Source organism: Rhodovulum sp. YNF3179 (genome assembly GCF_050586465.1).
In the GTDB taxonomy this organism is placed as follows: Bacteria; Pseudomonadota; Alphaproteobacteria; order Rhodobacterales; family Rhodobacteraceae; genus CAJXYS01.
On the sequence record NZ_JBOCEG010000007.1, the window covers coordinates 180,458 to 203,238 of the forward strand.

A 22,781-nucleotide genomic window follows, 5' to 3' on the forward strand; every position below is an offset into this window, starting at 1 on the left:
TCAGGACTGCCCCTTGATCTCGCCGGTCACCACATGCTCGAGATCGAGCCCGTCGACGGTCAGCACCACCTTGGCCGCGTAGGTCTTGCCGGCCGTGTCGCCGGCCTCGCGCATGGCCTCCTCGATGGCCTGCTGCGAGGTGACGCCCACCTGCTTCAGGAATTTCCGCATCGACATGTTGAAGTCGTCGCTCATGGTTTTCCTCCCTTTTTCCCGGTCGCGTTGACGGGCGGCAAACCCGCCTCGTAAGGTATATAGGTCACTTGAACAGCCCGAGAGGGACCGCCATGCGTCTCGGTCTCTGTATCGCCCTGATCCTCGGCACCGCCCTGGGCGCCGCCGCGCAGGAGCCCGACCTGCGGATGCAGGCCGCGCCCGAGACGGTGGAGAGCGGCCTGATGGCCCACCTGCTGCCACGGTTTTCGCTCAAGACCTCGATCCGCGTCGCGCTGGCCGACCGGGGCGCGCTGCAGATCGCGGCCGGCCCGCCCGGCACGCCCGTCTTCGAGCGCGGCGGCACGGTCTATCACCTGCGCCACGACGGCAGCGCCGATGCGCTCCGCTTCGAGGACTGGCTGACCTCCGATATCGGCAGGCGCACGGTGGACAGCTTCGCGCCGGAGGGGGGCGCGGCCTTCTCGGCCACGGTCCGGCAGGCGGTTGCGGCGGCGGCGGCCACATATGACGGCGACGCCGTGCTCGGGGAAGAGCTGTCGCTCACGCTCTGCGGACGCTGTCATGTCATCAACGAGCGAAACCGCATGAACGGGCTCGGCTCGACGCCGTCCTTCGCGGTGCTGCGCGGGCTGCCCAACTGGAACGCCCGCTTCGAGGCGTTCTTCGCGCTGAACCCGCACGGGGCCTTCACCCAGGTCGAAGGCGTGACGCCGCCCTTCGACAAGACGCGCCCCTCGCCCATCGTGCCCATCGAGATGACGCTGGACGATCTCGACGCGATCATCGCCTACACGGCCGCGCTCGCGCCGGCAGATCTGGGCGCCCCCGTCAAGCATCAGTGATCCCGGCGCTTGGAGTAGTAGTCGTCCGTCGTGCGCAGCTTCGGCCGCTCGCCCATGGCGAAGGGGTTGTCCTGGGAATGGTACTGCGCGTTTACCCGGCAGTTGTCGCACATCTGGATCATCCGCGCCGCGTCGGATTCCGCGAACATCGGGTGCTTGCCGGCCAGCGTCTCCATGATCTTCTCGACGGTGGATTTCACCCCGAACAGCGCCCCGCACTCGATGCAGGCGAAGGGCTCCTCCTCGTTGAGAACGCGCTGCGACAGCGCCGCGTCGGTCAGGTCGAGCCGCGGCTCCAGCGTGATCGCGTTCTCGGGACAGACGGTCTTGCAGATCCCGCATTGCAGGCAGGCATCCTCCTGGAAGCGGAGCTGCGGCATGTCGGGATTGTCGACCAGCGCCCCCGAAGGACAGAGCGACACGCAGGACAGGCAGAGCGTGCAGGCCTCGGTATCGACCAGCACCGCGCCGTAGGGCGCGCCCTCGGGCAGCGGCAGCGGTTCTTCCGGCGTCCCGGCCAGCGCCTGGGCGGCCAGGCGCGTCACCTGCCGGCGCGAGCCCATCGGAAGGACCGGCTCCGCCTGCGCGGGCAGACGATCGGCGTCGTAGAGACGGTGCGACATCTCCTCGGGATCGGCCACGTCGAGAAGCCCGACCCGGCCCGCGCCGGAAACGGCCTCGGCCAGCGCCTGCTCGCGGATGAGCGCGTCGCGCTCGGTCGTGGGGGCCAGCAGCACGTCCACGCGCGCAAATCCCGTGGCCAGCGCGGCCAGCATCTCGGCATGCCCGAAGCCCGACACGGTATCCAGTTCCAGCGGGATCACGTCCGCGGGCAGCCCGTCGCCGAACCGCGCGGCCAGCGCGATCATCTCGCGGCCATGCGCGGTGTCGCAGACCACGAGGCGCGGCGCCGTTCCGCCGGCCTTGCGGTAGCTGCGGGCCAGCATGTCCAGCCGCCGGAAGAGATGATCCACCGGCGGGTCGTCATAGCTGATCGCCCCGCTCGGGCAGAGCGCGGCACAGGCCCCGCAGCCCGCGCAGATCATCGGGTCGACCGTGACGTGCTCGCCGGCCGGCGTGATCGCGCCGGTCGGGCAGATGTCGAGACAGCGCGTGCAGCCCACCTGCCCGGCCCGCGAATGGGCGCAGAGCGACTCTTCCATCCGCACGTAAAGCGGCTTCTCGAAGGTGCCGACGAGCTGCACGGCCTCGAGCAGGGCGGCGGCGACCGCGTTGGGATCGCCCGGATCGGCGCGGAGATACCCCTCGCGCTTGGCGGGGGCGGGCACCAGCGGCGTTCCGCCCGACAGGTCCAGCACGATGTCGCATTCCGACACGCCGCCGTCGCGCGGCGCGGTCAGGCCGAAGGCGCCGCGCCCGCCGGGCGCGACCTGCTGCAGCCGGTCGATCCGCAGCTCGAAGCCGCCGAGCGCCCCCGACAGGCTGCGCACCTCGCCCCGCACCACGTCGAAGCGCCGGTCGAGCGGCAACGCGCCCGCGTCGGTCAGCAGCACGGTGACCCCCAGCGCCCCGGCCAGGCGCTCGGCCGCCGGCAGCGCCACCTCGGCCGCGCCGATCACGAGGCAGATGCCTTCCGAGACCACGTCGAGCGCCTTGGGCGCCGGCGCGGCCATCGCGGCCTCGGCCGCGAGCGCGGCCATTTTCGGGGCCGGATCCTCGCCCTTGCGGGTCCAGCCGGCGCGGTCGCGGATATCGACGAAGCCCGGCTCGGGCAGGCCAAGCTCGGCGGCCAGTTCCTCGAACCGGGCCCGCTCCTGCTGGCAGGCGATGATCGCGTCGCCCTGCCCGATCGCCTCGGCCGCCGCGCCGATCTGGCGCGTGCACAGGCCGTCGTAGATCTTCGAGCAGCGCAGTCCGGTTGTTTCTTCGAGCGTCTTGCGGTCGATCGACTGCGTTCCCTCGCAGTCGCAGAGCACGAGGTGCTTCGCCATTTTCGGTCCCATGTCACGGGCCATGCCGGCCCGTCCTCCCTGTTCGCACGGGCAGGAAGCCACAATTCCCCCGCAGGGTAAAGCCCTTGCCGGGTGCCGCGTCACCCCCCCCGCGATCCCCGGCGCGAATCGCGCCGCGGATGCTGCGGCGCAGGATCGCCATGCCGCGTATGCAAAGGCATGCACGGAATCTCCTGTCGCGCTAGGGGAAATGGTGAACGACGGTACACATCCAAAAATATTTCTTTGCGAACAGTCCATTCTGGCACATGATTGGTTCAAATCCCGGTCTCTGCGAGCGCTGCGTCCGTACCTGCGGAGCCGGAAGAAAGACACCTGGGAGGACACCGATCGTGGCGCGCAGTGCCGCCATTCATGAAACCCTGCCACTGGGCATCGTGATCCGGCGACAGCCGGGGGTGACGCGTTGGGCGCGCTGGGCGTTCAAGGCGGTCGCCGTTCTGCCCGGCGCCGCGCCGGCCCACTGGGCCGTGCTGCGCCAGGAGGGTGACGTGACCGAGTATCACGCCGCCACGCTGCCGCTGACGCTCTGGGCGGCCGAGACCGAGGCCTATCTGGCCGCGCTCTCGGACGAGGTGCCGTCGATCTACGTCGTGATGCGCGACGAGGCCGAGGACGGCGCGCCGCTCGAGGTTCTGCTCGTGACCGCCTCGCCCTACGAGGCGCAGGACTATACCGACTCCGGCGAAGAGCTCGTCGAGAAGGTGCCGATGACCCGCGGCCTCGTCGCCTGGGTCCGCGATTTCGTAACCGCGCACCATGTCGAGGAAGCCTTCGTCAAGCGCAAGCGCGACAAGAAGCGCATCGACCTGGTCGAGGACGGGAAGGGCGACCACCGGATCCGCCAGATGTCCGACGTCTACCGGGCGCCGCGCCCGGCCCGCAAGGCGGGAGGGCTGCAATGAGCCGTGGCAGCGATTTCTGGTCCCGCCGCAAGGCCCGTGTCCGCGCCGAAGAGGACGCGGAGGCCCGCGCCCGCGCCGCGGCGGAGCTGGCCGAAACCCGCGCCGAGCTGGAGGAAAAGTCCGACGCGGACGTCCTGGCCGAGCTTGAGCTGCCGGATCCCGACAGCCTGGAGCCGGGCGACGATTTCTCGGGCTTCATGGCCAAGGCCGTGCCCGAGCGTATCCGGCGCCGCGCCCTGCGGCGGCTCTGGCTGTCGAACCCGACGCTCGCCAATCTCGACTCGCTGGTGGATTACGGCGAGGACTACACGGGCAGCGGCGTGGCCGAGGTCGTGCGCACGGCCTACCAGGTCGGCAAGGGCATGAAGGCCCATGTCGAGGAACTCGCCCGCCAGGCCGAGGCAGAGGCGGAGGCGGAGGCCGCGGCGGCCGACCCCGCATCTGGCACGACCGAGACCGGCACGCCGGATGAGCCGGGGGAGTCCCACGCGGACGACGCGGCCGTGGCAGCGGCCGCCCCCGAGACCGAGACCGGGCCCGACGCGCAGCCCGCACAAACCGCCTGGGCGGGGACCGACGAGGACGCACCCGCCCCCGCCCTGCCCCGCCGCATGAGATTCAGTTTTGCCAGCTGACACAGACCCAACAGCCGGAGCCCCGATGACAGTGACCGCCGAACGCCGAGAAATCGCCCCAGAAGATCAGCTGCGCGCCGATCTCTACGATTTCCTCGCCCGCCTCCTGGCGGCACCGCCCGACGGGGCGCTTCTGAAGCAGACCGCCACCCTGACCGGCGATGACAGCGATCTCGGCCAGGCGATCGGCGCCATGGCGCGGGTCGCGCGCGCCACCCGCCCCGAAGCGGTGGAGCGCGAGTACAACGCGCTCTTCATCGGGCTCGGGCGGGGAGAGCTGCTGCCCTATGGCAGCTACTACCTGACCGGTTTCCTCAACGAGAAGCCGCTGGCGCAGCTGCGCAACGACATGATCGCGCGCCGCATCACCCGGGCGCCCAACACGTTCGAGCCCGAGGACAACATCGCCTCGCTGATGGAGATGATGGCCGGGCTCATCACCGGGCGGTTCGCCGCCCCGGCGGACCTGGAAAACCAGAAAACCTTCTGGAACCGCCATATCGGCCCCTGGGCGGGGCATTTCTACTCGGATTTGGAAGCCGCCAAGAACTCGGTCTTCTATGCTTCGGTCGGCGCCGCCGGCCGGATCTTCATGGAGATCGAGCGCGAGGCGTTCCGAATGGGCGGGGCCTGACCCCGCGAACGCGCCGGCCGGGCGTCCGCGCCCGGTCATAACCGAAACCGGAAGGGAGACCCTTCGATGAGTGACAAGGAGAAGCGCGGCGCGAACCGTCGTGATTTCCTGAAGCTCGCGACGACATCGGCCCCGGCAGCGCTCGCCGCAGCGACGCTTGCCCCGACCGACGCCGACGCGGCACAGCCCGCGACGGGCGAGACCCGTCTTCAGGACACCGCGCACACGCGCGCCTACTTCGACAGCGCCCGGTTCTGACCGGACGTCGTCAAAAGCTTCCGGCGACCGGTTGCGTGACGCCCAACTGCCGGAGGTTGTCGAAACACCTGCGCGTCCAAAGGGGACGTCAAGCGAGGTAACTGCAATGCTTAGGAAAAAGACCAACGGGGTTGCGCGACGCCCCCAGCGGACAAGTATCCTGTCTGAGGTCGCCGGGAAATCCGTCGACCGCCGCGCCTTCCTGCGCGGCTCGGGCCTGGCCATCGGCGGCCTGGCCGCAATCGGCGCCACGGGCGGCACCGTGACCCAGGCATCGGCCCAGAACGCCGCCGACCAGGCGGTCGAAACGGTCAAGTCCGTCTGCACCCACTGCTCGGTCGGCTGCACCGTCATCGCCGAGGTTCAGAACGGCGTCTGGACGGGCCAGGAGCCCGGCTGGGACAGCCCCTTCAACCTGGGCGCCCACTGCGCCAAGGGCGCCGCGGTCCGCGAGCACGCCCATGGCGAGCGCCGGCTCAAATACCCGATGAAGAAAGAGGGCGGCGCGTGGAAGCGCATCAGCTGGGAACAGGCGATCGACGAGATCGGCGACGGCATGATGCAGATCCGCGAGGAAAGCGGCCCGGACAGCGTCTACTGGCTCGGCTCGGCCAAGCACAGCAACGAGCAGGCCTACCTGTTCCGCAAGTTCGCCGCCTACTGGGGCACGAACAACGTGGATCACCAGGCGCGGATCTGTCACTCCACCACCGTTGCGGGTGTTGCGAACACATGGGGCTACGGCGCCATGACCAACAGCTACAACGACATCCACAACAGCCGCGCGATCTTCATCATCGGCGGCAACCCCGCCGAGGCGCACCCGGTCTCGCTGCTGCACGTTCTGCGCGCGAAAGAGCAGAACAACGCGCCGCTGATCGTCTGCGACCCGCGCTTCACCCGCACCGCGGCCCATGCCGACGAATACGTCCGCTTCCGGCCCGGCACCGACGTGGCGCTGGTCTGGGGCATCCTCTGGCACATCTTCGAGAACGGCTGGGAGGACAAGGAGTTCATCCGCACCCGTGTCTGGGGGATGGACCAGATCAAGGAAGAGGTCGCCAAGTGGACCCCCGAGGAAGTCGAGCGCGTGACCGGCACGCCGGGCAGCCAGCTCGAGCGCGTGGCGCGCACCATGGCCAACAACCGTCCCGGCACGGTGATCTGGTGCATGGGCGGCACGCAGCACACCAACGGCAACAACAACACCCGTGCCTACTGCATCCTGCAGCTGGCCCTGGGCAACATGGGCACGTCCGGCGGCGGCACGAACATCTTCCGCGGCCATGACAACGTGCAGGGCGCGACCGATCTCGGCGTGCTCAGCCATACGCTGCCGGGCTATTACGGCCTGTCCAAGGGCGCCTGGGCGCACTGGGCGCGTGTCTGGGGCGAGGACCCGGAATGGCTGGCCGGCCAGTTCGACACGCTCGAGGGCGCGGACGGCAAGACCAAGTCGCTGCAGAACCTCACCGGTATCCCGGTCAGCCGCTGGATCGACGGCATCCTCGAGGACGCGGAGAACATGGACCAGCCGAACAACGTTCGCGCCATGGTGCTTTGGGGCCACGCGCCCAACTCGCAGACCCGCATGACCGAGATGAAGACGGCGATGGAAAAGCTCGACATGCTGGTCGTCATCGATCCCTACCCGACCGTCTCGGCGGTGCTGCAGGATCGCGAGGACGGCGTCTACCTGCTGCCGGCCTGCACGCAGTTCGAGACCTACGGCTCGGTCACCGCGTCGAACCGGTCGCTGCAGTGGCGCGAGAAGGTGGTCGACCCGCTCTTCGAGTCGAAGTCGGATCACGAGATCGTCGGCCTCTTCGCCAAGAAGTTCGGCTTCCACGATCGCATGTTCCGCAACATCGCGATCGAGGATGACGGCGTGACGCCGAACGTCGAGGACACGCTGCGCGAGATCAATCGCGGCATGTGGACCATTGGCTATACCGGCCAGTCGCCGGAACGGCTGAAGCTGCACATGGAAAACCAGCACACCTTCGACAGGACCACCCTGCAGGCGGTGGGCGGCCCGGCCGACGGCGACTATTACGGCCTGCCCTGGCCGTCCTGGGGCACGCCCGAGATGAACCACCCGGGCACGCCGAACCTCTACGACATGTCCAAGCCGGTCTCGCGGGGCGGGCTCACCTTCCGCGCGCGCTTCGGCGTCGAGCGGAACGGCGACAACCTGCTGGCCGAAGGCGTCTACAGCCAGGGCTCGGAAATCCAGGACGGGTATCCCGAGTTCACGATGCAGATGCTGATGGATCTCGGCTGGGATTCCGATCTCACCGCCGAGGAACGCGCCGCCATCGAGGCGGTCGCCGGCGGGCCGGACAACATCGGCAGCGTCAACTGGAAGACCGACCTGTCGGGCGGCATCCAGCGGGTGGCGATCAAGCACGAATGCGCGCCCTTCGGCAACGCCAAGGCGCGGGCGGTCGTGTGGACCTTCCCCGACCCGGTGCCGCTGCACCGCGAGCCGCTCTACACGCCGCGGCGCGACCTGGTCGCGGATTATCCGACCTACGAGGACAAGAAGTTCTACCGGCTTCCGACGATGTACGCGTCGATCCAGAAGAACGACTTCTCGAAGGACTACCCGATCATCCTCACCTCCGGCCGACTGGTCGAGTACGAGGGCGGCGGGGACGAGACCCGGTCGAACCCGTGGCTGGCCGAACTGCAGCAGGACATGTTCGTCGAGATCAACCCGCGCGACGCCAACAATCTCGGCGTGCGGGACGGCGCACAGGTCTGGGTCGAAGGACCCGAGGGCGGCAAGGTCAAGGTGATGGCCATGGTCACCGAACGTGTCGGGGCGGGCGTTGCCTTCATGCCCTTCCACTTCGGCGGCCATTTCCAGGGCAAGGACCTGCGGGACAAGTATCCCGACGGCGCCGACCCCTATGTGCTGGGGGAATCCACCAACACCGCCCAGACCTATGGCTACGACTCGGTGACCCAGATGCAGGAGACGAAAGCGACTCTCTGCAAGATCATGCCGGCCTAAGGAGGACTGACAGATGGCTACACAAGTCGACAATTCCGGTGGGCTCGAAGGCCGCGCACGCGCCAAGTTCCTCTGCGATGCGGAACGGTGCATCGAGTGCAACGCCTGCGTCACCGCGTGCAAGAACGAGCACGAGGTGCCCTGGGGCATCAACCGCCGCCGGGTGGTGACGATCCAGGACGGCAAGCCGGGCGAGCGATCGATCTCGGTGGCGTGCATGCACTGCTCGGACGCGCCGTGCATGGCCGTGTGCCCGGTGGACTGCTTCTACCAGCAGGAAGACGGGATCGTCCTGCACTCCAAGGATCTCTGCATCGGCTGCGGCTATTGCTTCTACGCGTGCCCCTTCGGCGCGCCGCAATTCCCGCAGGCGGGCAATTTCGGGTCCCGCGGCAAGATGGACAAGTGCACCTTCTGCGCCGGCGGTCCGGAAGAGACCCACTCGACGGCCGAGTTCGCCAAGTACGGGCGCAACCGGATCGCGGAAGGCAAGCTGCCGATCTGCGCCGAGATGTGCTCGACCAAGGCGCTTCTGGCCGGCGACGGCGACGTCGTCTCGGGCATCTACCGCGAACGCGTGGTGGCCCGCGGCTTCGGCTCCGGCGCCTGGGGCTGGGGTACGGCCTACGATCAGAAGGGCGGCTGAGCCGTTCCCGAGCGAACCGGCAGGGGCGGCCCGCTGCGGGCGGCCCCTGCCCCTTCCCCGACACATGGCTTTTCCGGGCCCGGGTTTCCCGGCCCCGCGCAAGAGAGGCGAATAACAATGCGTCGCGCGCTTCACGCTTTCATCCTGTTTCTGAGCCTCGCCCTGGGCGGTACCGCCTTCGCGCAGGACATCGGTCCCGACACGGACCAGGATCCGCGGGCCGCGACCGGCGGCGCCCAGACGCTCGAGGATATCCTCGCCCGCCAGCGCGGCCAGCAGATCGACGACAGCTTCCGCCGCGAGGCGACCGGCGGCGACACGCCGTCATCGGCCTTCGCGCCGGAACTGGGCACGCTCGGCGCCGCCTCGGACGCCGAGGTGTTCAGGGCGCTGCGCTACAATTCCGCCGATGTGCGGCTCTCCTCGTCGGCCGCGGCCCGCGCCAAGGGCGCCGAGGTGCTGGTCCAGGACCGCGGCATGTGGTGGCTCCAGTTCCGCGAGGGTCCGCTGCTGACCTATGGCGGCTACCTGATGCTGGGCACGCTGGCGGCGCTGGCGCTTTTTTACCTGCTGCGCGGGCGCATCCGGATCGACGGCCCCAAGACCGGGCGCCGGATCCTGCGCTTCACCGCGATCGAGCGCTTCGGCCACTGGCTGACGGCGGGCTCCTTCATCCTGCTCGGCATCACCGGGCTGGTCACGCTGTTCGGGCGCATCGGGCTGATTCCGATCATGGGCAGGGAAAACTACGCCCTGCTCGCCCAGGGCAGCAAATGGGTGCACAACAACGTGTCCTGGGCCTTCATGCTGGGGCTGGTGCTGATCTTCGTGATGTGGGTCGTCCACAACATCCCGAACAGGACCGACCTGAAATGGCTGGCCGTGGGCGGTGGCCTGTTCTCCAAGAACGTCCACCCGCCGGCCAAGAAGTTCAACGCGGGCCAGAAGATCATCTTCTGGGCGGTGATCCTTCTGGGCGCGTCGATCTCGGCCTCGGGGCTGTCGCTGCTGTTCCCCTTCGAGCTGCCGATGTTCGCCAAGACCTTCGTCGTGCTGAACCAGACCGGCCTGCCGCAGGCGCTTGGCTTCGGCACCCTGCCCGAGGTGCTGGCCCCGCATGAAGAGATGCAGTTCGCGCAGCTCTGGCACGCGATCGTGGCCTTCGTCTTCATGGCGATCATCCTGGCGCATATCTATCTCGGCTCGGTCGGGATGGAAGGCGCCTTCGACGCGATGGGCTCCGGCGAGGTCGAGGAACAGTGGGCCAGGGAGCACCACGGTCTCTGGGTCGCGGAGATGGAGGAAAAGCAATCCGCGACCGGCTCGGGTGCCACCACCCCGGCGGAATGATGCGCCGGGGTCTGGCCGCGGCCCTCTGGATGGCCTGCGGCGCCGTGGCCGCGGCGGCGCAGGACTTCACGCTGCGCGAAGGGCATGGCGGCCCCATCATGGGCGTCGCGGTGCTGGACGCCGCTGGCCGGATCGCCACGGCGAGCTTCGACAACTCGGTAGGGCTCTGGTCGGGGACCACGCCCAGCTGGCGCGACGGGCACCGGGCCGCCGTCAACGTCGTGGCGGGCCTGCCGGATGGCGGGCTCGTGTCCGGCGGCGATGATTTCCGCGTCCTGCGCTGGCCGGCAGGCGGCGGCGCCCCGTCGGAGCTGATCCTGCACAAGGGCAAGGTGATGGGGCTGGCGGTCGCGCCGGACGGTGGCGTGGCCTCGGCCAGCTGGGACGGCACGGTCGGCCTGGCGGAGCCGGACGGCACGCTGCGCTATCTCCGCGGGCATGACGGCACGGTGAGTGCCGTCGCCTTCTCGGCGGATGGCCGCCGGCTCTATTCCGGCGCGGCGGACGGCACGCTGCGGGTCTGGGACCGGGAGACCGGTGCCGAGACGGGCCAGCTGGTACGCGGCGGTTTCGGCATCAACGAGATCGCCCTGCCCCCCGACGACTCCTGGCTCGCCTACGGCACGGTGGACGGCGTGGTCAGGATCATCGCCCCCGGCGACGGCCGCGAACTGGCGGACCTGACGCTCGATCGCCGGCCGGTCCTGGCGCTGGCCCATGATCCGGTGCAGGGCCAGCTCGCCATCGGCGACGGCGACGGCTACATCATGGTGGTCTCGACCGCCGACTGGAGCATCCTGCGCGATTTCCGCGCCACGACGCACGGGCCGATCTGGGCGCTCGCCTTCTCGCCGGACGGCACGGTGGTGCATGCCGGCGGGCTCGACGAGGCGCTGCACAGCTGGCCGGTCGCACGGCTCGGCGCGCAGGACCCGATGCAGGACGCCGGCAAGAGCTTCCTGCGCGACCCCGCCGAGATGACGAACGGCGAGCGGCAATTCGCGCGGAAATGCTCGATCTGTCACGTGCTGACTCCGGGCACGGCGCGGCGGGCGGGCCCGACGCTTTACGGACTTTTCGGGCGCCGGGCGGGCACCGTGCCCGACTACAGCTATTCGCCCGCGCTCGAGAGTTCCGATATCGTCTGGACGGCGGAGACCGTGGCCGCCCTGTTCGACGAGGGCCCCGATCACTACGTTCCGGGGACGAAAATGCCCATGCAGCGCATCACCCGCGCCAGCGACCGCGCGGATCTCGTCGATTATCTCCGGCGCGTCACGCGCCCAGCAAAGGAGCAGCAATGAAAGCCATGATCATCGCCTTCATCGCGGTCGCCGCGATCGCGGTCGCCGCCGATATCGCGCTGGACCGGATCGGCTTCTCGGCCCAGGACCGGACCGCGGGCAGCGACGTGCGCCTCGACTGATCCCGGGCGCCGGCCCCGGCGCCGCCGGGCTCAGCCGGTGACGCGGAACCATGTCATCATGCCCGAGGCCGCATGGGCCAGCATGTGACAGTGAAAGAGCCAGTCGCCGGGATTGTCGGCCACGAAACCGATCTCGCGCGTCTCGCCCCGATCCACCAGCAGCGTGTCCCGCCAAGGCCCGCGCGCGCCGTCCGCGCCGATCTCGCGGAAATGGTGGCCGTGGACATGCATCGCGTGGGGAAAGGCGGTGTCGTTGCGGATCGCGACGCGCACCTCCTCGCCGCGGTCCAGTTCGGCGAGCGGCGCGTCGGGCATGCCCACCATGCCGTTGAAGGCCCAGAACTGGTTGGCCCCGGCGATCTCGCGCATGTCGGCCGCGCGGCCGTTCAGCATCGCGCCCTGCATCCCGCCCATCGCGCCGCCTTCCATGTGCAGCGTGAGCCGCCGGGCGGTACCGGGCGCCTTCAGGGCGGTCACCGGGTTGGGCGGCAGCGCGCCAGGCGCGTCGCGGCGCGCGGCGCCGGCCTGGCCGGCGACGGCAAAGACGGCCTGGGCATAGCCGCCGTCGCGCTCCTGGCGAACGAGGAAGGCCTCGCCCCCCGGCTCTGCGATGACGTCGACGATCAGGTCCGCCCGCTGTGCCGGGGCCAGCGTCAGGGTGGCGGTCAGCGGCGCGGGCGTCTCCAGCGGCATGCCGTCGAGCGCCATGAGCCAGCCCTCCAGCCCCATCAGGCCAAGCCGGAAGATCCGCGCGTTCGACGCGTTGACGAGCCGCAGACGCAGCCGCTCGTGACGCCGGGCGGCCAGCTCAAGGGTCTGCGCCCCGTTCGTTGTGATGTAATTGCCGATCCGCCCGGCATGGGAGCGGTCATGCGGCATCTCGAAATTCGCGGCCAGTTGCCCGGTCGCGGGATCGATGCGCCAGTCGTCGAGAACCAGCACCTCCTCGCGGTCGACCTCGGGCGGGTCCGGCTCTTCGACGATGAGCGCCCCGTAGAGGCCGCGCGCCACCTGTTCGTAGGATTTCTCGTGCGCGTGGTACCAGTAGGTCCCGGCATCGGGCAGCGCGAAATCGTAGTCGAAGCTGGCGCCGGGCGGGACGGCATCCTGCGTCAGCCCCGGCACCCCGTCCATGGCGTTGTCGATGCGGATGCCGTGCCAGTGAACCGTGGTCGCCGCGGGCAACCGGTTTTCCAGCCGGCGCCGCAGCCGCGCCCCCTGCGCGAGGCGCAGCTCCGGCCCCGGCGAGCGGCCGGCATAGGACCAGAGACGGGTTTCGGGGTATTCCGGGGGCAGCAGCCGGGCGGACAGCTCTTCGGTCCGAAGGACCGGCATCGCCGCGGCCGCGGCGCCGAGCGTCCGCGGCAGCGCCGGCAGCGCCGCGCCGGCCGCCATCCCGGCCAGCAGCCTGCGCCGTGTCAGGGTCATGTCTTTCATGCGCCGGAGTATAGCGCATCCCCGCGCTGGGGGTAGCGCCGATGCCGCGCATTTGACGCAGGCCGGGGGCTATGGGCTAAGTCCCGCCAACGCGTTACCATGCCGGCGAACGGAGCCACCGCGGCCCGCGGGCCGCGCCAGCAGGGCGGAGGCGGAATGTCCAGCGCCGAGACGACCGGACGCATGACCGCGATTTCGGGCAGCGTGGCCGAAATCCGCTTTCCCGGCGCGGTGCCGCGGATCGGCACCCTGCTGCTGGCCGGCGAGGCCCGCGACATCCGGATCGAGGTGGCGAGCCTCGTTGCCGCCGATACGGTGCGTGGCCTGGTGCTCAATCCCGGGCCGGAACTGCGGCTGGGCATGGCCGTCCATTCCACCGGCCGGCCGCTCAGCGTGCCGGTGGGCGATGCGCTTCTCGGGCGGATGCTCAACGTCTTCGGCGAGACCATCGACGGCGGCAGCGACCTGGTCGACCTGCCCCGCAGGTCGATCCACGGCCGTCCGGTGCCGCTGGCCCGGCGCCGGGTCGAGGGCGAGATCTTCGAGACCGGCATCAAGGCGATCGACCTTCTCAGCCCGCTGGAACGCGGCGGCAAGGCCGGGCTCTATGGCGGTGCGGGGGTCGGCAAGACGGTGCTGATCACCGAGATGATCCACAACATGGTCGCCGAATACGAGGGCGTCAGCCTCTTTTGCGGGATCGGCGAGCGATCGCGCGAGGCCGAGGAGCTGTACCGCGAGATGGACGCGGCCGGCGTGCTGGAGCGCACGGTGATGGTGTTCGGCCAGATGAACGAAAGCCCCGGCGTGCGCTTTCGCGTGGGCCACGCCGCGCTGACGATGGCCGAGTATTTCCGCGACGACATGCGCAGCGACGTGCTGGTGCTGATCGACAACATCTTCCGCTTCGTGCAGGCCGGCTCAGAGGTGTCGGGGCTGCTCGGGCGCATCCCCTCGCGGGTGGGCTACCAGCCCTCGCTCGGCACAGAACTGGCCGATCTCGAAGAGCGCATCTGCTCGACGGAGTCGGGCCGCATGACCTCGATCCAGGCGGTCTACGTGCCGGCGGACGATTTCACCGATCCCGCGGCCACGCATACCTTCTCGCATCTCTCCGCCTCGATCGTGCTGTCGCGCAAGAAGGCCTCGCAGGGACTCTACCCGGCCATCGACCCGCTGCGATCCTATTCCAAGATGCTGACGCCGGGCACGGTCAGCGATCGCCATTACCGCGTCGCGCGCGACGTGCGCAACGCGCTGTCGCAATACGAGGATCTCAAGGACATCATCGCGATGCTGGGGATGGAGGAACTGTCCGAGCAGGATCGCGCCACGGTCTCCCGCGCGCGTCGGCTGGAACGGTTCCTGACCCAGCCCTTCTTCACCACCGAGCAGTTCACCGGCAAGCCGGGCCGCTTCGTGGCACTGGAGGACACCCTCGAATCCTGCGAGGCGATCCTCGGCGACGCCTTCTCGGACCGGCCGGAGAGCGATTTCTACATGATCGGCACCGTCGCCGAACTGGAGGATGCGGATGCGGCTTAAGATCGTCACCCCGATCGCGCCCTGTCTCGACGAGACGGTCGCCCGCGTCGTGGCCGAGGCGCCGAACGGGTCCTTCGGGCTGCTGCCCCGCCATGTCGATTTCGTCTCGCCGCTGGTGCCGGGGGTGCTGGTCTACGAGACGGCGGCCGGGGGCGAACACTATGTCGGCATCAATGCCGGCACGCTGGTCAAGTGCGGGGCCGAGGTACTGGTTTCGACCCGGAACGCCATCCCCGGCGACGACCTGGATTCGCTGCAGGCCCGCGTTCGGGCCGAATTCATCGAACTCGACGAGGAAGAGCGCCAGGCGCGCTCGGCGCTCGCACGGCTGGAGGCCGGCATCGTGCGCCGTTTCCTCGAACTGGAAAAGACCTGACGATGGCCGGGACCGACCCCGAAAGGAAGCGCCCGCGCCCGGGCGACGAGACCGCGGACCGCATCGGGCGCAGCGCCAGGCGCAAGCTCGAGGCGCAGCGGCGCAAGGATCGGGGGCTCTGGTACGGCCTTGGCATGTTCGGGCTCGTCGGCTGGGCGGTGGCGGTCCCGACGCTGCTCGGCACGGCGCTCGGCATGTGGATCGACAGCCGGGCCGGTTCCGGGACATCATGGACGCTGGCCCTGCTCTTGGGCGGGGTGGCGCTGGGATGCTTCAACGCCTGGTACTGGGTTCAAAAGGAGAGCCGCGATGACTGAACCGACGGTGGGTCACCCATGACGATTCCCGACCCGGCACCCGTGGCGCTGGCCCTCGGGCTGGGCCTGCTGGCCGGCGGGCTCTATTTCGCAGCGCTCTGGATCTCGGTGCGCCGGCTCACCGGGGACGGCGGCTGGCGCGGCTTCGCGCTGGCCACGGCCCTGCGGCTGCTGGCCGTTCTCGGCGCGCTCGGCGCGCTCGCCTGGGCCGGGGCCGGGGCCGCAGAGCTGCTGGCCGCCGGCATCGGCTTCGTGATCGCGCGGGTCGCGGCGACACGGATCGCGCGGCGCCCGGCAGGGGACGGATAGGCCATGCAGATCAGCCCGGACCAGTGGATCCTCTACGAATGGCGCGGGCTCGCGCTCAACGCCACGGTGGTCTTCACCTGGGGGGTGATGGCGCTGCTGGTCCTGATCTCCTGGGCCATCACCGCGCGGCTCTCCGAGGGGACGCGGATCTCGCGCTGGCAGGTGATGCTGGAGGTCGTCGTCGAGACGATCCGCGATCAGATCGCGGATGTCGGCGCGGACCGCCCGGCGCGCTACCTGCCCTTCATCGGGACGCTGTTTCTCTTCATCGCGGCCTCCAACCTGCTGGCGGTGGTGCCGGGGTTCCGCCCGCCGACCGGGTCGCTCTCGACCACCGTGGCGCTGGCGGCCTGCGTGCTGGTGGCGGTGCCGCTTTTCGCGATCACGGAGCGCGGGCTGCGCGGCTATCTCGGCAGCTATGTCCGCCCGACCGTCTTGATGCTGCCCTTCAACGTGATCGGCGAGGTCTCGCGCACCATCGCCCTGGCGATCCGGCTTTACGGCAACGTCATGAGCGGCACCGTGATCGCCGGCATCCTGATCAGCGTGGCACCGTTTTTCTTCCCGGTCCTGATGCAGCTTCTCGGGCTGCTGACGGGGCTGATCCAGGCCTATATTTTCGCGGTGCTGGCGATGGTCTACATCGCCTCTGCCGCCCGGACCCGGCCCGCCGAGGCGGCCGGCACGCCCGACGACACAGAGACAGGAGACTGAGCATGGACGACTATTCCCTCTGGATCGCCGCCGTATCCATCGTCACGGCCGGGCTGACCATCGCCATCGGCTCCATCGGGCCGGCCCTGGCCGAGGGGCGCGCGGCATCGCAGGCGCTGGCGGCCATCGCCCAGCAGCCCGACGCCTCCAATACCATCACGCGGACGCTCTTCGTCAGCCTGGCGATGATCGAGTCGACGGCGATCTACTGTTTCGTGGTCTCCATGATCCTGATCTTCGCCAATCCCTTCACCGAGATCGCGGCCCAGGCGGCCGGGGGGTAAGCAGGTGCAGATCGACTGGCTGACCGTCGCGGCGCAGATCGTCAACTTCCTGGTTCTGGTCTGGCTGTTGCAGCGATTTCTCTACGGCCCGATCACCCGGGCCATGGCCCGGCGCGAGACCCGGATCGAGGATCGGCTGGCCGATGCGCGGGCCATGCAGGACGAGGCCCGCGACGAGGCCGAGGCGCTGCGCGCGGAACGGCGCGAGCTCGACGATCGGCGCGAGCAGATCCTCGCGGATGCCCGGCAGCGCGCCGCGGGGCTGCGCCAGGACCTCGAGGACGAGATCCGGGCGGAGGTGCGGGACCAGCGCGCCGACTGGCAGCGCCAGATCGCCGACGAGCACGACGATTTCCTGGCCGAGCTGCGCCGCCGCGCCGCGGCCCAGGTGGTCGAGGTGATCCGCTCGATCCTGGCCGACTACGCGGATGCCGACCTCGCCGGCCAGGTCGCCGCGCAATTCGCCGCCCGCCTGGACGCGCTCGACGCCGAGCGCCGCGACGCGCTGGCCCATGCCGCGAAGCGGACCGGGGCGCAGGCCGTCGTCGAAAGCGGGGCCACCCTCCCCGCCGCCGCGCGCAGCCGCATCACCCGCGCCGTGCACGAGACCGTGGAAGCCGATCTCGACGTGGTCTACGAGACTGATCCGGATCTCCTTCTGGGCGTCCGGCTGACCATCGGCGAACAGGTCGCCGAATGGTCGGCGCGCGGCTACCTGGACCGGCTCGAGAAAGAGATCGCCGACATCCTCGAGAACAGGGCCGCCGCGGCCACGGAAGCGGCCTGAGGGGGGACGATGCTCAGGACCGTTCTTCCCGGGCTTCTCGAGGACATCGGCACCGCCATGACCCGCGTCGGGCCCGCGCTCGAGCTGGCCGAGATCGCCCATGTCCGCAGCGTGGGCGACGGCGTGGCCGAGATCGTCGGCTTCACCGGGCTTCACCCCGACGAACTGGTCATCTTCGAGTCCGGCGTGACCGGGCTCGCGGCCAATCTCGGCGAGGCGCGCACCGGCGTCACCGTCCTGGGCGACACGGGCCGCATCCGCAGCGGCGAGCGCGTTCACCGCACCGGGCGGGCCGTGGACGTGCCGGTGGGTGCAGCGCTGCTCGGCCGTGTCGTGGACGGGCTGGGCCAGCCGATCGACGCGGGCGGGCCGATCGAGGCCGAGGCGCGGCGCGCCATCGAGCAGCCCGCGCCGCGGATCATGGACCGCGCCCCGGTGGACGAGCCGCTGCAGACCGGGATCAAGGCGATCGATGCGGCCATTCCCATCGGCCGCGGCCAGCGCGAGCTGATCGTCGGTGACCGGCAGACCGGCAAGACCGCCATCGCGCTCGACGCGATCCTGAACCAGGCCGACAGCGGTGTGCTCTCGGTCTATTGCGCCGTGGGTCAGCGCGCCTCGGCGGTGGCCCGGGTCATCGCCGCGCTGCGCGAGAGCGGCGCGCTGGAGCGGACCGTCGTGGTCGTGGCCAGCGGCGAGGACGCGCCGGGGCTGCAATTCATCGCGCCCTATGCCGCAACCACCATGGCCGAGCATTTCATGCGCCAGGGCCGGGACGTTCTCGTGGTCTATGACGATCTCACCCGCCACGCCCGCGCCTATCGCGAGTTGTCGCTGCTGCTGCGCCGGCCGCCGGGGCGCGAAGCCTATCCCGGCGACGTCTTCTACATCCATGCCCGCCTGCTGGAACGCGCGACGCATCTGCGCGATACGCTCGGCGGCGGCTCCATGACGGCGCTGCCGATCATCGAGACCCAGGCACAGAACATCTCGGCCTTCATCCCGACCAACCTGATCTCGATCACCGACGGGCAGATCTATCTCTCGCCCGCGCTGTTCGAAAAGGGCCAGCTGCCGGCCATCGATATCGGTGCGTCGGTCTCGCGGATCGGGGGCAAGGTGCAACTGCCCGCCTACCGCGCGGTCGCGGGCGACCTGCGGCTCTTCTATTCCCAGTTCGAGGAGCTGGAGACCTTCGCGCGCTTCGGCACCCGGCTCGACGAGGGCACCCGCAAGAAGCTGACCCGCGGCCGGCGCGTGCGCGACGTGCTGCAACAGACCGAGCGTGACCACTTCCCCGTGCCCGAGCAGATCGCCGTCCTGCTCGCAGCGACCGAGGGTCTGCTCGACGGGGTGGCGCCCGGGGCGGTCGGGGCGGTCCAGCAGGCGATCCGCACGGCCGTCCGGGACAGGATGGGCGCCCTGTCCGCGCGGATCGAGGCCGGCGAGACCTTGTCGCAATCGGACCTCGAGACGCTCGTCGATGCGCTGCGCGACGTGGTGACGGCGCAGGAGAGCCATGGACACGCTTGAAACCCTCACCGCCCGGCTGGAGACGACCGAGGACATCCGCGCCATCGTCCGCACGATGAAATCGCTCTCTGCCGTCAGCATCACCCAGTACGAGCGCGCCGTGGTCGCGCTTCGCGATTACCAGCGGACGGTAGACCTGGGGCTGCAGGCGCTTCTCCGGGACGGGGTGCCCCGGGAAAGCCCCCGGGCCGGCACCATGGCCCGCGCAACGGTGATCGTGGTCGGCTCCGATCACGGGCTCTGCGGGCGGTTCAACGAGACGGTCGCGGATCGGGCCAGCCGCGCGTTGCTGGGCGGGCCGGCGCCCCCGCGGCTGCTGGCGGCCGGTCTGCGCGGGGCGGCGCGGCTGGACGCGCTCGGCCATTCCCCCGACGCCATGCTCGAGCTGCCGGGCGCGGTCGAGGGGCTGACCCGGACCGCGCACGAGATCCTTCTGCGCATCGACGCCTGGCGCGGCGCGCAAGAGCTCGGCGCGCTGCATGTCTGCTACAACCGCCGCACCGAAACGGCGCGGGCCGTGCCCTATATCGCCCGCGCGGCCCCGCTTTCCCGTGACTTCCTGACCGCGCTGGCTGACGCGCCCTGGCCCGGCCACAGCCTGCCGATGATCACGATGGACCGCGGCGCGCTCTTTTCCTGGCTGATCCGGCAGCGTCTCTTCCTCGAGATCTACCGCGCGCTCGCGGAGTCGCTGGCCAGCGAACACGCCCAGCGGCTCGCCGCGATGCAGGCGGCCGACCGCAATATCTCGGATCGCCGCGAAGCGCTGGTCGCCCAGGTCCGGCAGAAACGCCAGCAGCAGATCACGACCGAATTGCTGGATATCGTGTCGGGCTTCGAGGCGGCGCGATCGTCCGAGAGCGTCACCGACACCCCCGAACAACCTCCCCGCGACGCCTGATCGGCGCCGCGGGCCTGCCGCGCGGGAACCCTGGCGGAAATGCGATATCCGTACACCCGCCCAGGTGACTGACTCCGCGAAATAAAATTGCGTCCTACCCCGTGTCGGGGAGCGGCGGGGCGTCGCACAACCCGAGATTGATTTTTCTTGGGTCGTTAACTATAATTTAGGAGAGTACTGGAAATTTATTTTTGGTAAGTGGAGAGTACATGTTGAAAACCCTCAGGCATGATTGGACACCGCTCGCGGTCGTGACGGCCATCACCCTTGCGGTCATTTTCACGCAGATGGCCGCCCAGGCCACCGATCCGGGAAACCAAGGTCAAAAGGGTGGCCTCGTTCAGAGCCTGCAGGCGTTCAAGACCGACATCCAGCGGCTGAGAACCCTCGCGGCGAACTGATCGCGTCACAGCGCCCGCGCGCCCCGGCGGATGCCGGGCAGCCCCACCACATCGCGAGAGGGGCGCGCGAAACGGCTGACCGCCTGCATCCAATGGTTGCGTTTTAACCCGGCGTCAACCATCATGGCGGAGTGTGTACGAGTAAATCCGGAGTACGAGTTGAGAACACTCAGATACGAGTGGAAAGCTGTCGTCCTCATCGGCCTGTGCGCGGCTTTCCTGCTTTTCACCCTGTTCAGACCTGCCGCCCCGGGCGATGATCCCGCGCCGCGGACCGCGCTGGTTCAGGGCCTCGAGGACCTGCGCGCGGGGGCCGAGCGGATGAAGGCCCGCCTGTCGCCCTGAGCCCCTGCAGGTCGGTCACGCCCTGCCCTCCCGCAGGGCGGCGGGCTGTTGTTCCCGGCAACGGGATGGCGCGCGGACAGCCGAACCGGACCGCGTGCCAAGGTCCGACCCGCGGCGGGAAACCGGCCGTCCGGGGCCGGCACGACGGCACCGGGGGCGCGGCGCCACGGCTCTGCCAGCAGGGTTGTGGCGCGCGGCAAGCATCACCACGAAAACGAAAACCGGGAAAACCCGAAGCGATCCGGCGTCATGTCCATGAAAAGAGAGTGGACGCCCCCGGCGGCGTGTTGCAGCGTGAAGGATGTTACACGGCAGGCCTCTGCCCCGTTGGGCGATGATCCCGGAGGCGCGTAAAGCTATGGTGACCTACGATGATCCAGGCCACCGGCCGCGCGGCGGTCCCGCGCGACCGGGGCCGGAGGGCGCAGGCGCATGGACGGGGAAGACCGCCACCGGCCCCCGGTCTAACATATCGGCCAATGGCCCGTATCTCTTGAAACCCTGGGATCCAGGATCCTCCCGATGATTTATCCGGTCATTCTCTGCGGCGGCTCCGGTACACGGCTCTGGCCCCTCTCGCGCAAGAGCTACCCCAAGCAGTTCACCGAACTCGTTCCGGGGGGCACGCTTCTCCAGGCGACTGCGCGGCGACTGAGCGGCGCGGGCTACGCCGCGCCTTGCGTGCTTACCGGCGCGGAGTTCCGTTTCATCGTGACCCAGCAGCTGACCGAAGCCGGGGTCGATCCGGGCGCCATTCTCATCGAGCCCGAAGGCCGCAACACCGCGCCCGCGATCCTGGCGGCCGCGCTGCACCTTGCGAAACAGGATCCGGAGGCGGTGATGCTCGTCGCGCCCTCCGATCACGTCATTCCCGACGCATCCGCCTTCCGCGCGGCGGTCGCCCGCGGGATGGGGGCCGTTTCCGCAGGCGACCTCGTCACCTTCGGCATAACGCCCGACCGCGCCGAGACCGGCTACGGCTATCTCGAACTCGCCGGCCCTGCCCGGGACGGCAGCCCCGGGAAGCTGAGAGGCTTCATCGAGAAACCCGATCATGCCCGGGCTGCCGAGATGCTGGCGGCCGGCACCTGTCTCTGGAATTCCGGGATATTCCTCTTTTCGGTCCGGGATATCGTGGCGGCCTTCGCGGCGCATGCCCCCGCGCTCATGGACCCTGTCGCGCGGGCCGTCGACGGCGCGACGGCCGATCTCGGTTTTCTACGGCTCGCCCCGGAGCCATGGCAGGACGCGGACGACATCTCGATAGACTACGCGATCATGGAGAAGGCGACGAACATCTCGGCGGTGCCCTATCCCGGCCACTGGTCCGATCTCGGCGGGTGGGACTCCGTCTGGCGCGCGCAGGAACCGGATGAAGCCGGCGTTGTCACGCATGGCCCCGCGACCGCCATGGATTGCCGCGACACGCTCCTGAGATCGGAGGATCCCGAGGTGGCACTGGTCGGCCTCGGTCTGGAAAAGGTGATCGCCGTGGCGACGTCGGATGGCGTCCTGGTGGCCGGTATGGACCGCGCCCAGGACGTGAAATCCGTCGTCGCCCGCCTTAAGGAGAAGGGCGTATCCCAGGCCGAGCAGTTCCCGAAGCAACACCGGCCATGGGGGTGGTTCCAGTCTTTGGCGAAGGGGGGGCGGTTCCAGGTCAAACGGATCGTCGTGGAACCCGGGGCGACGCTCAGCCTGCAGAGTCACTATCACCGCTCGGAGCACTGGATCGTCGTCGAGGGCTCGGCCCGGGCGACCATCGGCGGGGACCGGAGCCTCGTGACCGAAAACGAGTCGGTCTACGTGCCCGCCGGCACCCGTCACCGCCTGGAGAACCCGGGCAAGGTGCCGCTCGTGCTTATCGAGGTGCAGACCGGCAGCTATCTCGGCGAGGATGACATCCTGCGCTACGAGGACGTCTACGCGCGCCCCTGAGCGGGTCAAGGGTCGCCCGCGCCGTGCCC

25 protein-coding genes are annotated in these 22,781 nt (G+C 69.4%); 22 read left to right on the forward strand and 3 right to left on the reverse strand.

The annotated features are described in order from the left end of the window. Nucleotides 1-195: a DUF6494 family protein gene (locus tag ACQ5SP_RS13900; protein WP_430938994.1), complete on the reverse strand. Its 195-nt coding sequence runs from the start codon at nucleotides 193-195 to the stop codon at nucleotides 1-3. Between the two features lie 92 nt (nucleotides 196-287). On the opposite strand from ACQ5SP_RS13900, the gene ACQ5SP_RS13905 reads away from it, so the two are divergent. After that, entirely contained in the window at nucleotides 288-1,019 is a 732-nt protein-coding gene (locus ACQ5SP_RS13905; protein ID WP_430938995.1) for a hypothetical protein, read from the forward strand. On the opposite strand, the gene ACQ5SP_RS13910 is transcribed toward ACQ5SP_RS13905, so the two are convergent. Then, nucleotides 1,013-2,971 (reverse strand): 4Fe-4S binding protein, encoded by a 1,959-nt coding sequence (locus tag ACQ5SP_RS13910; RefSeq protein WP_430939038.1) that lies wholly within the window; start codon nucleotides 2,969-2,971, stop codon nucleotides 1,013-1,015. The two genes, ACQ5SP_RS13905 and ACQ5SP_RS13910, sit on opposite strands and share 7 nt — an antisense overlap. 353 nt (nucleotides 2,972-3,324) lie before the next feature. On the opposite strand from ACQ5SP_RS13910, the gene ACQ5SP_RS13915 reads away from it, so the two are divergent. The 9 genes from ACQ5SP_RS13915 (at nucleotide 3,325) to ACQ5SP_RS13955 (ending at nucleotide 11,865) form a co-directional block, all read left to right on the forward strand. Then, on the forward strand, nucleotides 3,325-3,897 hold the full coding sequence (locus ACQ5SP_RS13915) for a DUF3305 domain-containing protein (RefSeq protein ID WP_430938996.1): 573 nt from the start codon (nucleotides 3,325-3,327) through the stop codon (nucleotides 3,895-3,897). Continuing rightward, nucleotides 3,894-4,532, forward strand: coding sequence for a DUF3306 domain-containing protein (locus ACQ5SP_RS13920; RefSeq protein WP_430938997.1), 639 nt, complete (start codon nucleotides 3,894-3,896; stop codon nucleotides 4,530-4,532). The genes ACQ5SP_RS13915 and ACQ5SP_RS13920 overlap by 4 nt, the downstream gene beginning before the upstream one ends. 25 nt (nucleotides 4,533-4,557) lie before the next feature. After that, on the forward strand, nucleotides 4,558-5,166 hold the full coding sequence (locus ACQ5SP_RS13925) for a TorD/DmsD family molecular chaperone (RefSeq protein WP_430938998.1): 609 nt from the start codon (nucleotides 4,558-4,560) through the stop codon (nucleotides 5,164-5,166). 66 nt (nucleotides 5,167-5,232) lie between these two features. After that, entirely contained in the window at nucleotides 5,233-5,424 is a 192-nt protein-coding gene (locus tag ACQ5SP_RS13930) for a ubiquinol-cytochrome c reductase iron-sulfur subunit N-terminal domain-containing protein (RefSeq protein ID WP_430938999.1), read from the forward strand. A 106-nt stretch (nucleotides 5,425-5,530) separates the two neighbouring features. Continuing rightward, entirely contained in the window at nucleotides 5,531-8,443 is a 2,913-nt protein-coding gene (locus ACQ5SP_RS13935) for a formate dehydrogenase subunit alpha (RefSeq protein WP_430939000.1), read from the forward strand. A gap of 13 nt (nucleotides 8,444-8,456) precedes the next feature. Continuing rightward, nucleotides 8,457-9,089 (forward strand): formate dehydrogenase FDH3 subunit beta, encoded by a 633-nt coding sequence (gene fdh3B / locus ACQ5SP_RS13940; RefSeq protein WP_430939001.1) that lies wholly within the window; start codon nucleotides 8,457-8,459, stop codon nucleotides 9,087-9,089. A 117-nt stretch (nucleotides 9,090-9,206) separates the two neighbouring features. Beyond that, nucleotides 9,207-10,439 (forward strand): formate dehydrogenase subunit gamma, encoded by a 1,233-nt coding sequence (locus tag ACQ5SP_RS13945; protein ID WP_430939002.1) that lies wholly within the window; start codon nucleotides 9,207-9,209, stop codon nucleotides 10,437-10,439. Further along, nucleotides 10,439-11,743, forward strand: coding sequence for a c-type cytochrome (locus ACQ5SP_RS13950; protein WP_430939003.1), 1,305 nt, complete (start codon nucleotides 10,439-10,441; stop codon nucleotides 11,741-11,743). The genes ACQ5SP_RS13945 and ACQ5SP_RS13950 overlap by 1 nt, the downstream gene beginning before the upstream one ends. Beyond that, nucleotides 11,740-11,865, forward strand: coding sequence for a hypothetical protein (locus ACQ5SP_RS13955; RefSeq protein WP_430939004.1), 126 nt, complete (start codon nucleotides 11,740-11,742; stop codon nucleotides 11,863-11,865). Before ACQ5SP_RS13950 ends, ACQ5SP_RS13955 begins: the two co-directional genes overlap by 4 nt. A 30-nt stretch (nucleotides 11,866-11,895) precedes the next feature. On the opposite strand, the gene ACQ5SP_RS13960 is transcribed toward ACQ5SP_RS13955, so the two are convergent. Then, on the reverse strand, nucleotides 11,896-13,293 hold the full coding sequence (locus tag ACQ5SP_RS13960; RefSeq protein ID WP_430939005.1) for a multicopper oxidase family protein: 1,398 nt from the start codon (nucleotides 13,291-13,293) through the stop codon (nucleotides 11,896-11,898). 165 nt (nucleotides 13,294-13,458) lie between these two features. Here ACQ5SP_RS13960 and atpD point away from each other — a divergent pair, with 165 nt between their 5' ends. The 12 genes from atpD (at nucleotide 13,459) to ACQ5SP_RS14020 (ending at nucleotide 22,752) form a co-directional block, all read left to right on the forward strand. Next, nucleotides 13,459-14,847, forward strand: a complete 1,389-nt coding sequence (atpD, locus tag ACQ5SP_RS13965; RefSeq protein ID WP_430939006.1) for a F0F1 ATP synthase subunit beta — start codon at nucleotides 13,459-13,461, stop codon at nucleotides 14,845-14,847. After that, complete coding sequence (locus tag ACQ5SP_RS13970; RefSeq protein WP_430939007.1) at nucleotides 14,837-15,223, forward strand: F0F1 ATP synthase subunit epsilon; 387 nt, start codon at nucleotides 14,837-14,839, stop codon at nucleotides 15,221-15,223. The genes atpD and ACQ5SP_RS13970 overlap by 11 nt, the downstream gene beginning before the upstream one ends. 2 nt (nucleotides 15,224-15,225) lie before the next feature. Beyond that, nucleotides 15,226-15,540 (forward strand): AtpZ/AtpI family protein, encoded by a 315-nt coding sequence (locus ACQ5SP_RS13975; protein ID WP_430939008.1) that lies wholly within the window; start codon nucleotides 15,226-15,228, stop codon nucleotides 15,538-15,540. 18 nt (nucleotides 15,541-15,558) lie between these two features. Then, nucleotides 15,559-15,849, forward strand: a complete 291-nt coding sequence (locus tag ACQ5SP_RS13980; RefSeq protein WP_430939009.1) for an ATP synthase subunit I — start codon at nucleotides 15,559-15,561, stop codon at nucleotides 15,847-15,849. Between the two features lie 3 nt (nucleotides 15,850-15,852). Continuing rightward, complete coding sequence (locus ACQ5SP_RS13985; protein ID WP_430939010.1) at nucleotides 15,853-16,563, forward strand: F0F1 ATP synthase subunit A; 711 nt, start codon at nucleotides 15,853-15,855, stop codon at nucleotides 16,561-16,563. A gap of 2 nt (nucleotides 16,564-16,565) precedes the next feature. After that, complete coding sequence (locus ACQ5SP_RS13990) at nucleotides 16,566-16,847, forward strand: F0F1 ATP synthase subunit C (protein WP_430939011.1); 282 nt, start codon at nucleotides 16,566-16,568, stop codon at nucleotides 16,845-16,847. A gap of 4 nt (nucleotides 16,848-16,851) precedes the next feature. Next, on the forward strand, nucleotides 16,852-17,634 hold the full coding sequence (locus ACQ5SP_RS13995; protein ID WP_430939012.1) for a F0F1 ATP synthase subunit delta: 783 nt from the start codon (nucleotides 16,852-16,854) through the stop codon (nucleotides 17,632-17,634). A gap of 9 nt (nucleotides 17,635-17,643) precedes the next feature. Continuing rightward, complete coding sequence (locus tag ACQ5SP_RS14000; RefSeq protein WP_430939013.1) at nucleotides 17,644-19,167, forward strand: F0F1 ATP synthase subunit alpha; 1,524 nt, start codon at nucleotides 17,644-17,646, stop codon at nucleotides 19,165-19,167. Beyond that, complete coding sequence (locus tag ACQ5SP_RS14005; protein WP_430939014.1) at nucleotides 19,154-20,068, forward strand: F0F1 ATP synthase subunit gamma; 915 nt, start codon at nucleotides 19,154-19,156, stop codon at nucleotides 20,066-20,068. Before ACQ5SP_RS14000 ends, ACQ5SP_RS14005 begins: the two co-directional genes overlap by 14 nt. 209 nt (nucleotides 20,069-20,277) lie before the next feature. Then, on the forward strand, nucleotides 20,278-20,469 hold the full coding sequence (locus ACQ5SP_RS14010; protein ID WP_430939015.1) for a hypothetical protein: 192 nt from the start codon (nucleotides 20,278-20,280) through the stop codon (nucleotides 20,467-20,469). Between the two features lie 159 nt (nucleotides 20,470-20,628). Then, the gene (locus ACQ5SP_RS14015) at nucleotides 20,629-20,814 is read left to right on the forward strand and encodes a hypothetical protein (protein ID WP_430939016.1); all 186 of its coding nucleotides are present in this window, start codon (nucleotides 20,629-20,631) and stop codon (nucleotides 20,812-20,814) included. A 522-nt stretch (nucleotides 20,815-21,336) separates the two neighbouring features. After that, a complete protein-coding gene (locus ACQ5SP_RS14020) occupies nucleotides 21,337-22,752 on the forward strand; it encodes a mannose-1-phosphate guanylyltransferase/mannose-6-phosphate isomerase (RefSeq protein ID WP_430939017.1) in 1,416 nt (471 codons plus the stop codon). Nucleotides 22,753-22,781: the final 29 nt, after the last annotated feature.

Bases quoted from the DNA above. Each gene is read 5' to 3' on its own strand.
- ACQ5SP_RS13985 (WP_430939010.1), top strand. From the start codon at position 15,853: ATGCAGATCAGCCCGGACCAGTGGATCCTCTACGAATGGCGCGGGCTC.
- ACQ5SP_RS13990 (WP_430939011.1), top strand. From the start codon at position 16,566: ATGGACGACTATTCCCTCTGGATCGCCGCCGTATCCATCGTCACGGCC.
- fdh3B (WP_430939001.1), top strand. From the start codon at position 8,457: ATGGCTACACAAGTCGACAATTCCGGTGGGCTCGAAGGCCGCGCACGC.
- ACQ5SP_RS14000 (WP_430939013.1), top strand. From the start codon at position 17,644: ATGCTCAGGACCGTTCTTCCCGGGCTTCTCGAGGACATCGGCACCGCC.
- ACQ5SP_RS13920 (WP_430938997.1), top strand. From the start codon at position 3,894: ATGAGCCGTGGCAGCGATTTCTGGTCCCGCCGCAAGGCCCGTGTCCGC.
- ACQ5SP_RS14020 (WP_430939017.1), top strand. From the start codon at position 21,337: ATGATTTATCCGGTCATTCTCTGCGGCGGCTCCGGTACACGGCTCTGG.
- ACQ5SP_RS14005 (WP_430939014.1), top strand. From the start codon at position 19,154: ATGGACACGCTTGAAACCCTCACCGCCCGGCTGGAGACGACCGAGGAC.
- ACQ5SP_RS13960 (WP_430939005.1), bottom strand. From the start codon at position 13,293: ATGACCCTGACACGGCGCAGGCTGCTGGCCGGGATGGCGGCCGGCGCG.
- ACQ5SP_RS13950 (WP_430939003.1), top strand. From the start codon at position 10,439: ATGCGCCGGGGTCTGGCCGCGGCCCTCTGGATGGCCTGCGGCGCCGTG.
- ACQ5SP_RS13905 (WP_430938995.1), top strand. From the start codon at position 288: ATGCGTCTCGGTCTCTGTATCGCCCTGATCCTCGGCACCGCCCTGGGC.
- ACQ5SP_RS13910 (WP_430939038.1), bottom strand. From the start codon at position 2,971: ATGGCGAAGCACCTCGTGCTCTGCGACTGCGAGGGAACGCAGTCGATC.
- ACQ5SP_RS13900 (WP_430938994.1), bottom strand. From the start codon at position 195: ATGAGCGACGACTTCAACATGTCGATGCGGAAATTCCTGAAGCAGGTG.
- ACQ5SP_RS13945 (WP_430939002.1), top strand. From the start codon at position 9,207: ATGCGTCGCGCGCTTCACGCTTTCATCCTGTTTCTGAGCCTCGCCCTG.
- ACQ5SP_RS13955 (WP_430939004.1), top strand. From the start codon at position 11,740: ATGAAAGCCATGATCATCGCCTTCATCGCGGTCGCCGCGATCGCGGTC.
- ACQ5SP_RS13975 (WP_430939008.1), top strand. From the start codon at position 15,226: ATGGCCGGGACCGACCCCGAAAGGAAGCGCCCGCGCCCGGGCGACGAG.
- ACQ5SP_RS13980 (WP_430939009.1), top strand. From the start codon at position 15,559: ATGACGATTCCCGACCCGGCACCCGTGGCGCTGGCCCTCGGGCTGGGC.
- ACQ5SP_RS14010 (WP_430939015.1), top strand. From the start codon at position 20,278: ATGTTGAAAACCCTCAGGCATGATTGGACACCGCTCGCGGTCGTGACG.
- ACQ5SP_RS13925 (WP_430938998.1), top strand. From the start codon at position 4,558: ATGACAGTGACCGCCGAACGCCGAGAAATCGCCCCAGAAGATCAGCTG.
- ACQ5SP_RS13935 (WP_430939000.1), top strand. From the start codon at position 5,531: ATGCTTAGGAAAAAGACCAACGGGGTTGCGCGACGCCCCCAGCGGACA.
- atpD (WP_430939006.1), top strand. From the start codon at position 13,459: ATGTCCAGCGCCGAGACGACCGGACGCATGACCGCGATTTCGGGCAGC.
- ACQ5SP_RS13930 (WP_430938999.1), top strand. From the start codon at position 5,233: ATGAGTGACAAGGAGAAGCGCGGCGCGAACCGTCGTGATTTCCTGAAG.
- ACQ5SP_RS13970 (WP_430939007.1), top strand. From the start codon at position 14,837: ATGCGGCTTAAGATCGTCACCCCGATCGCGCCCTGTCTCGACGAGACG.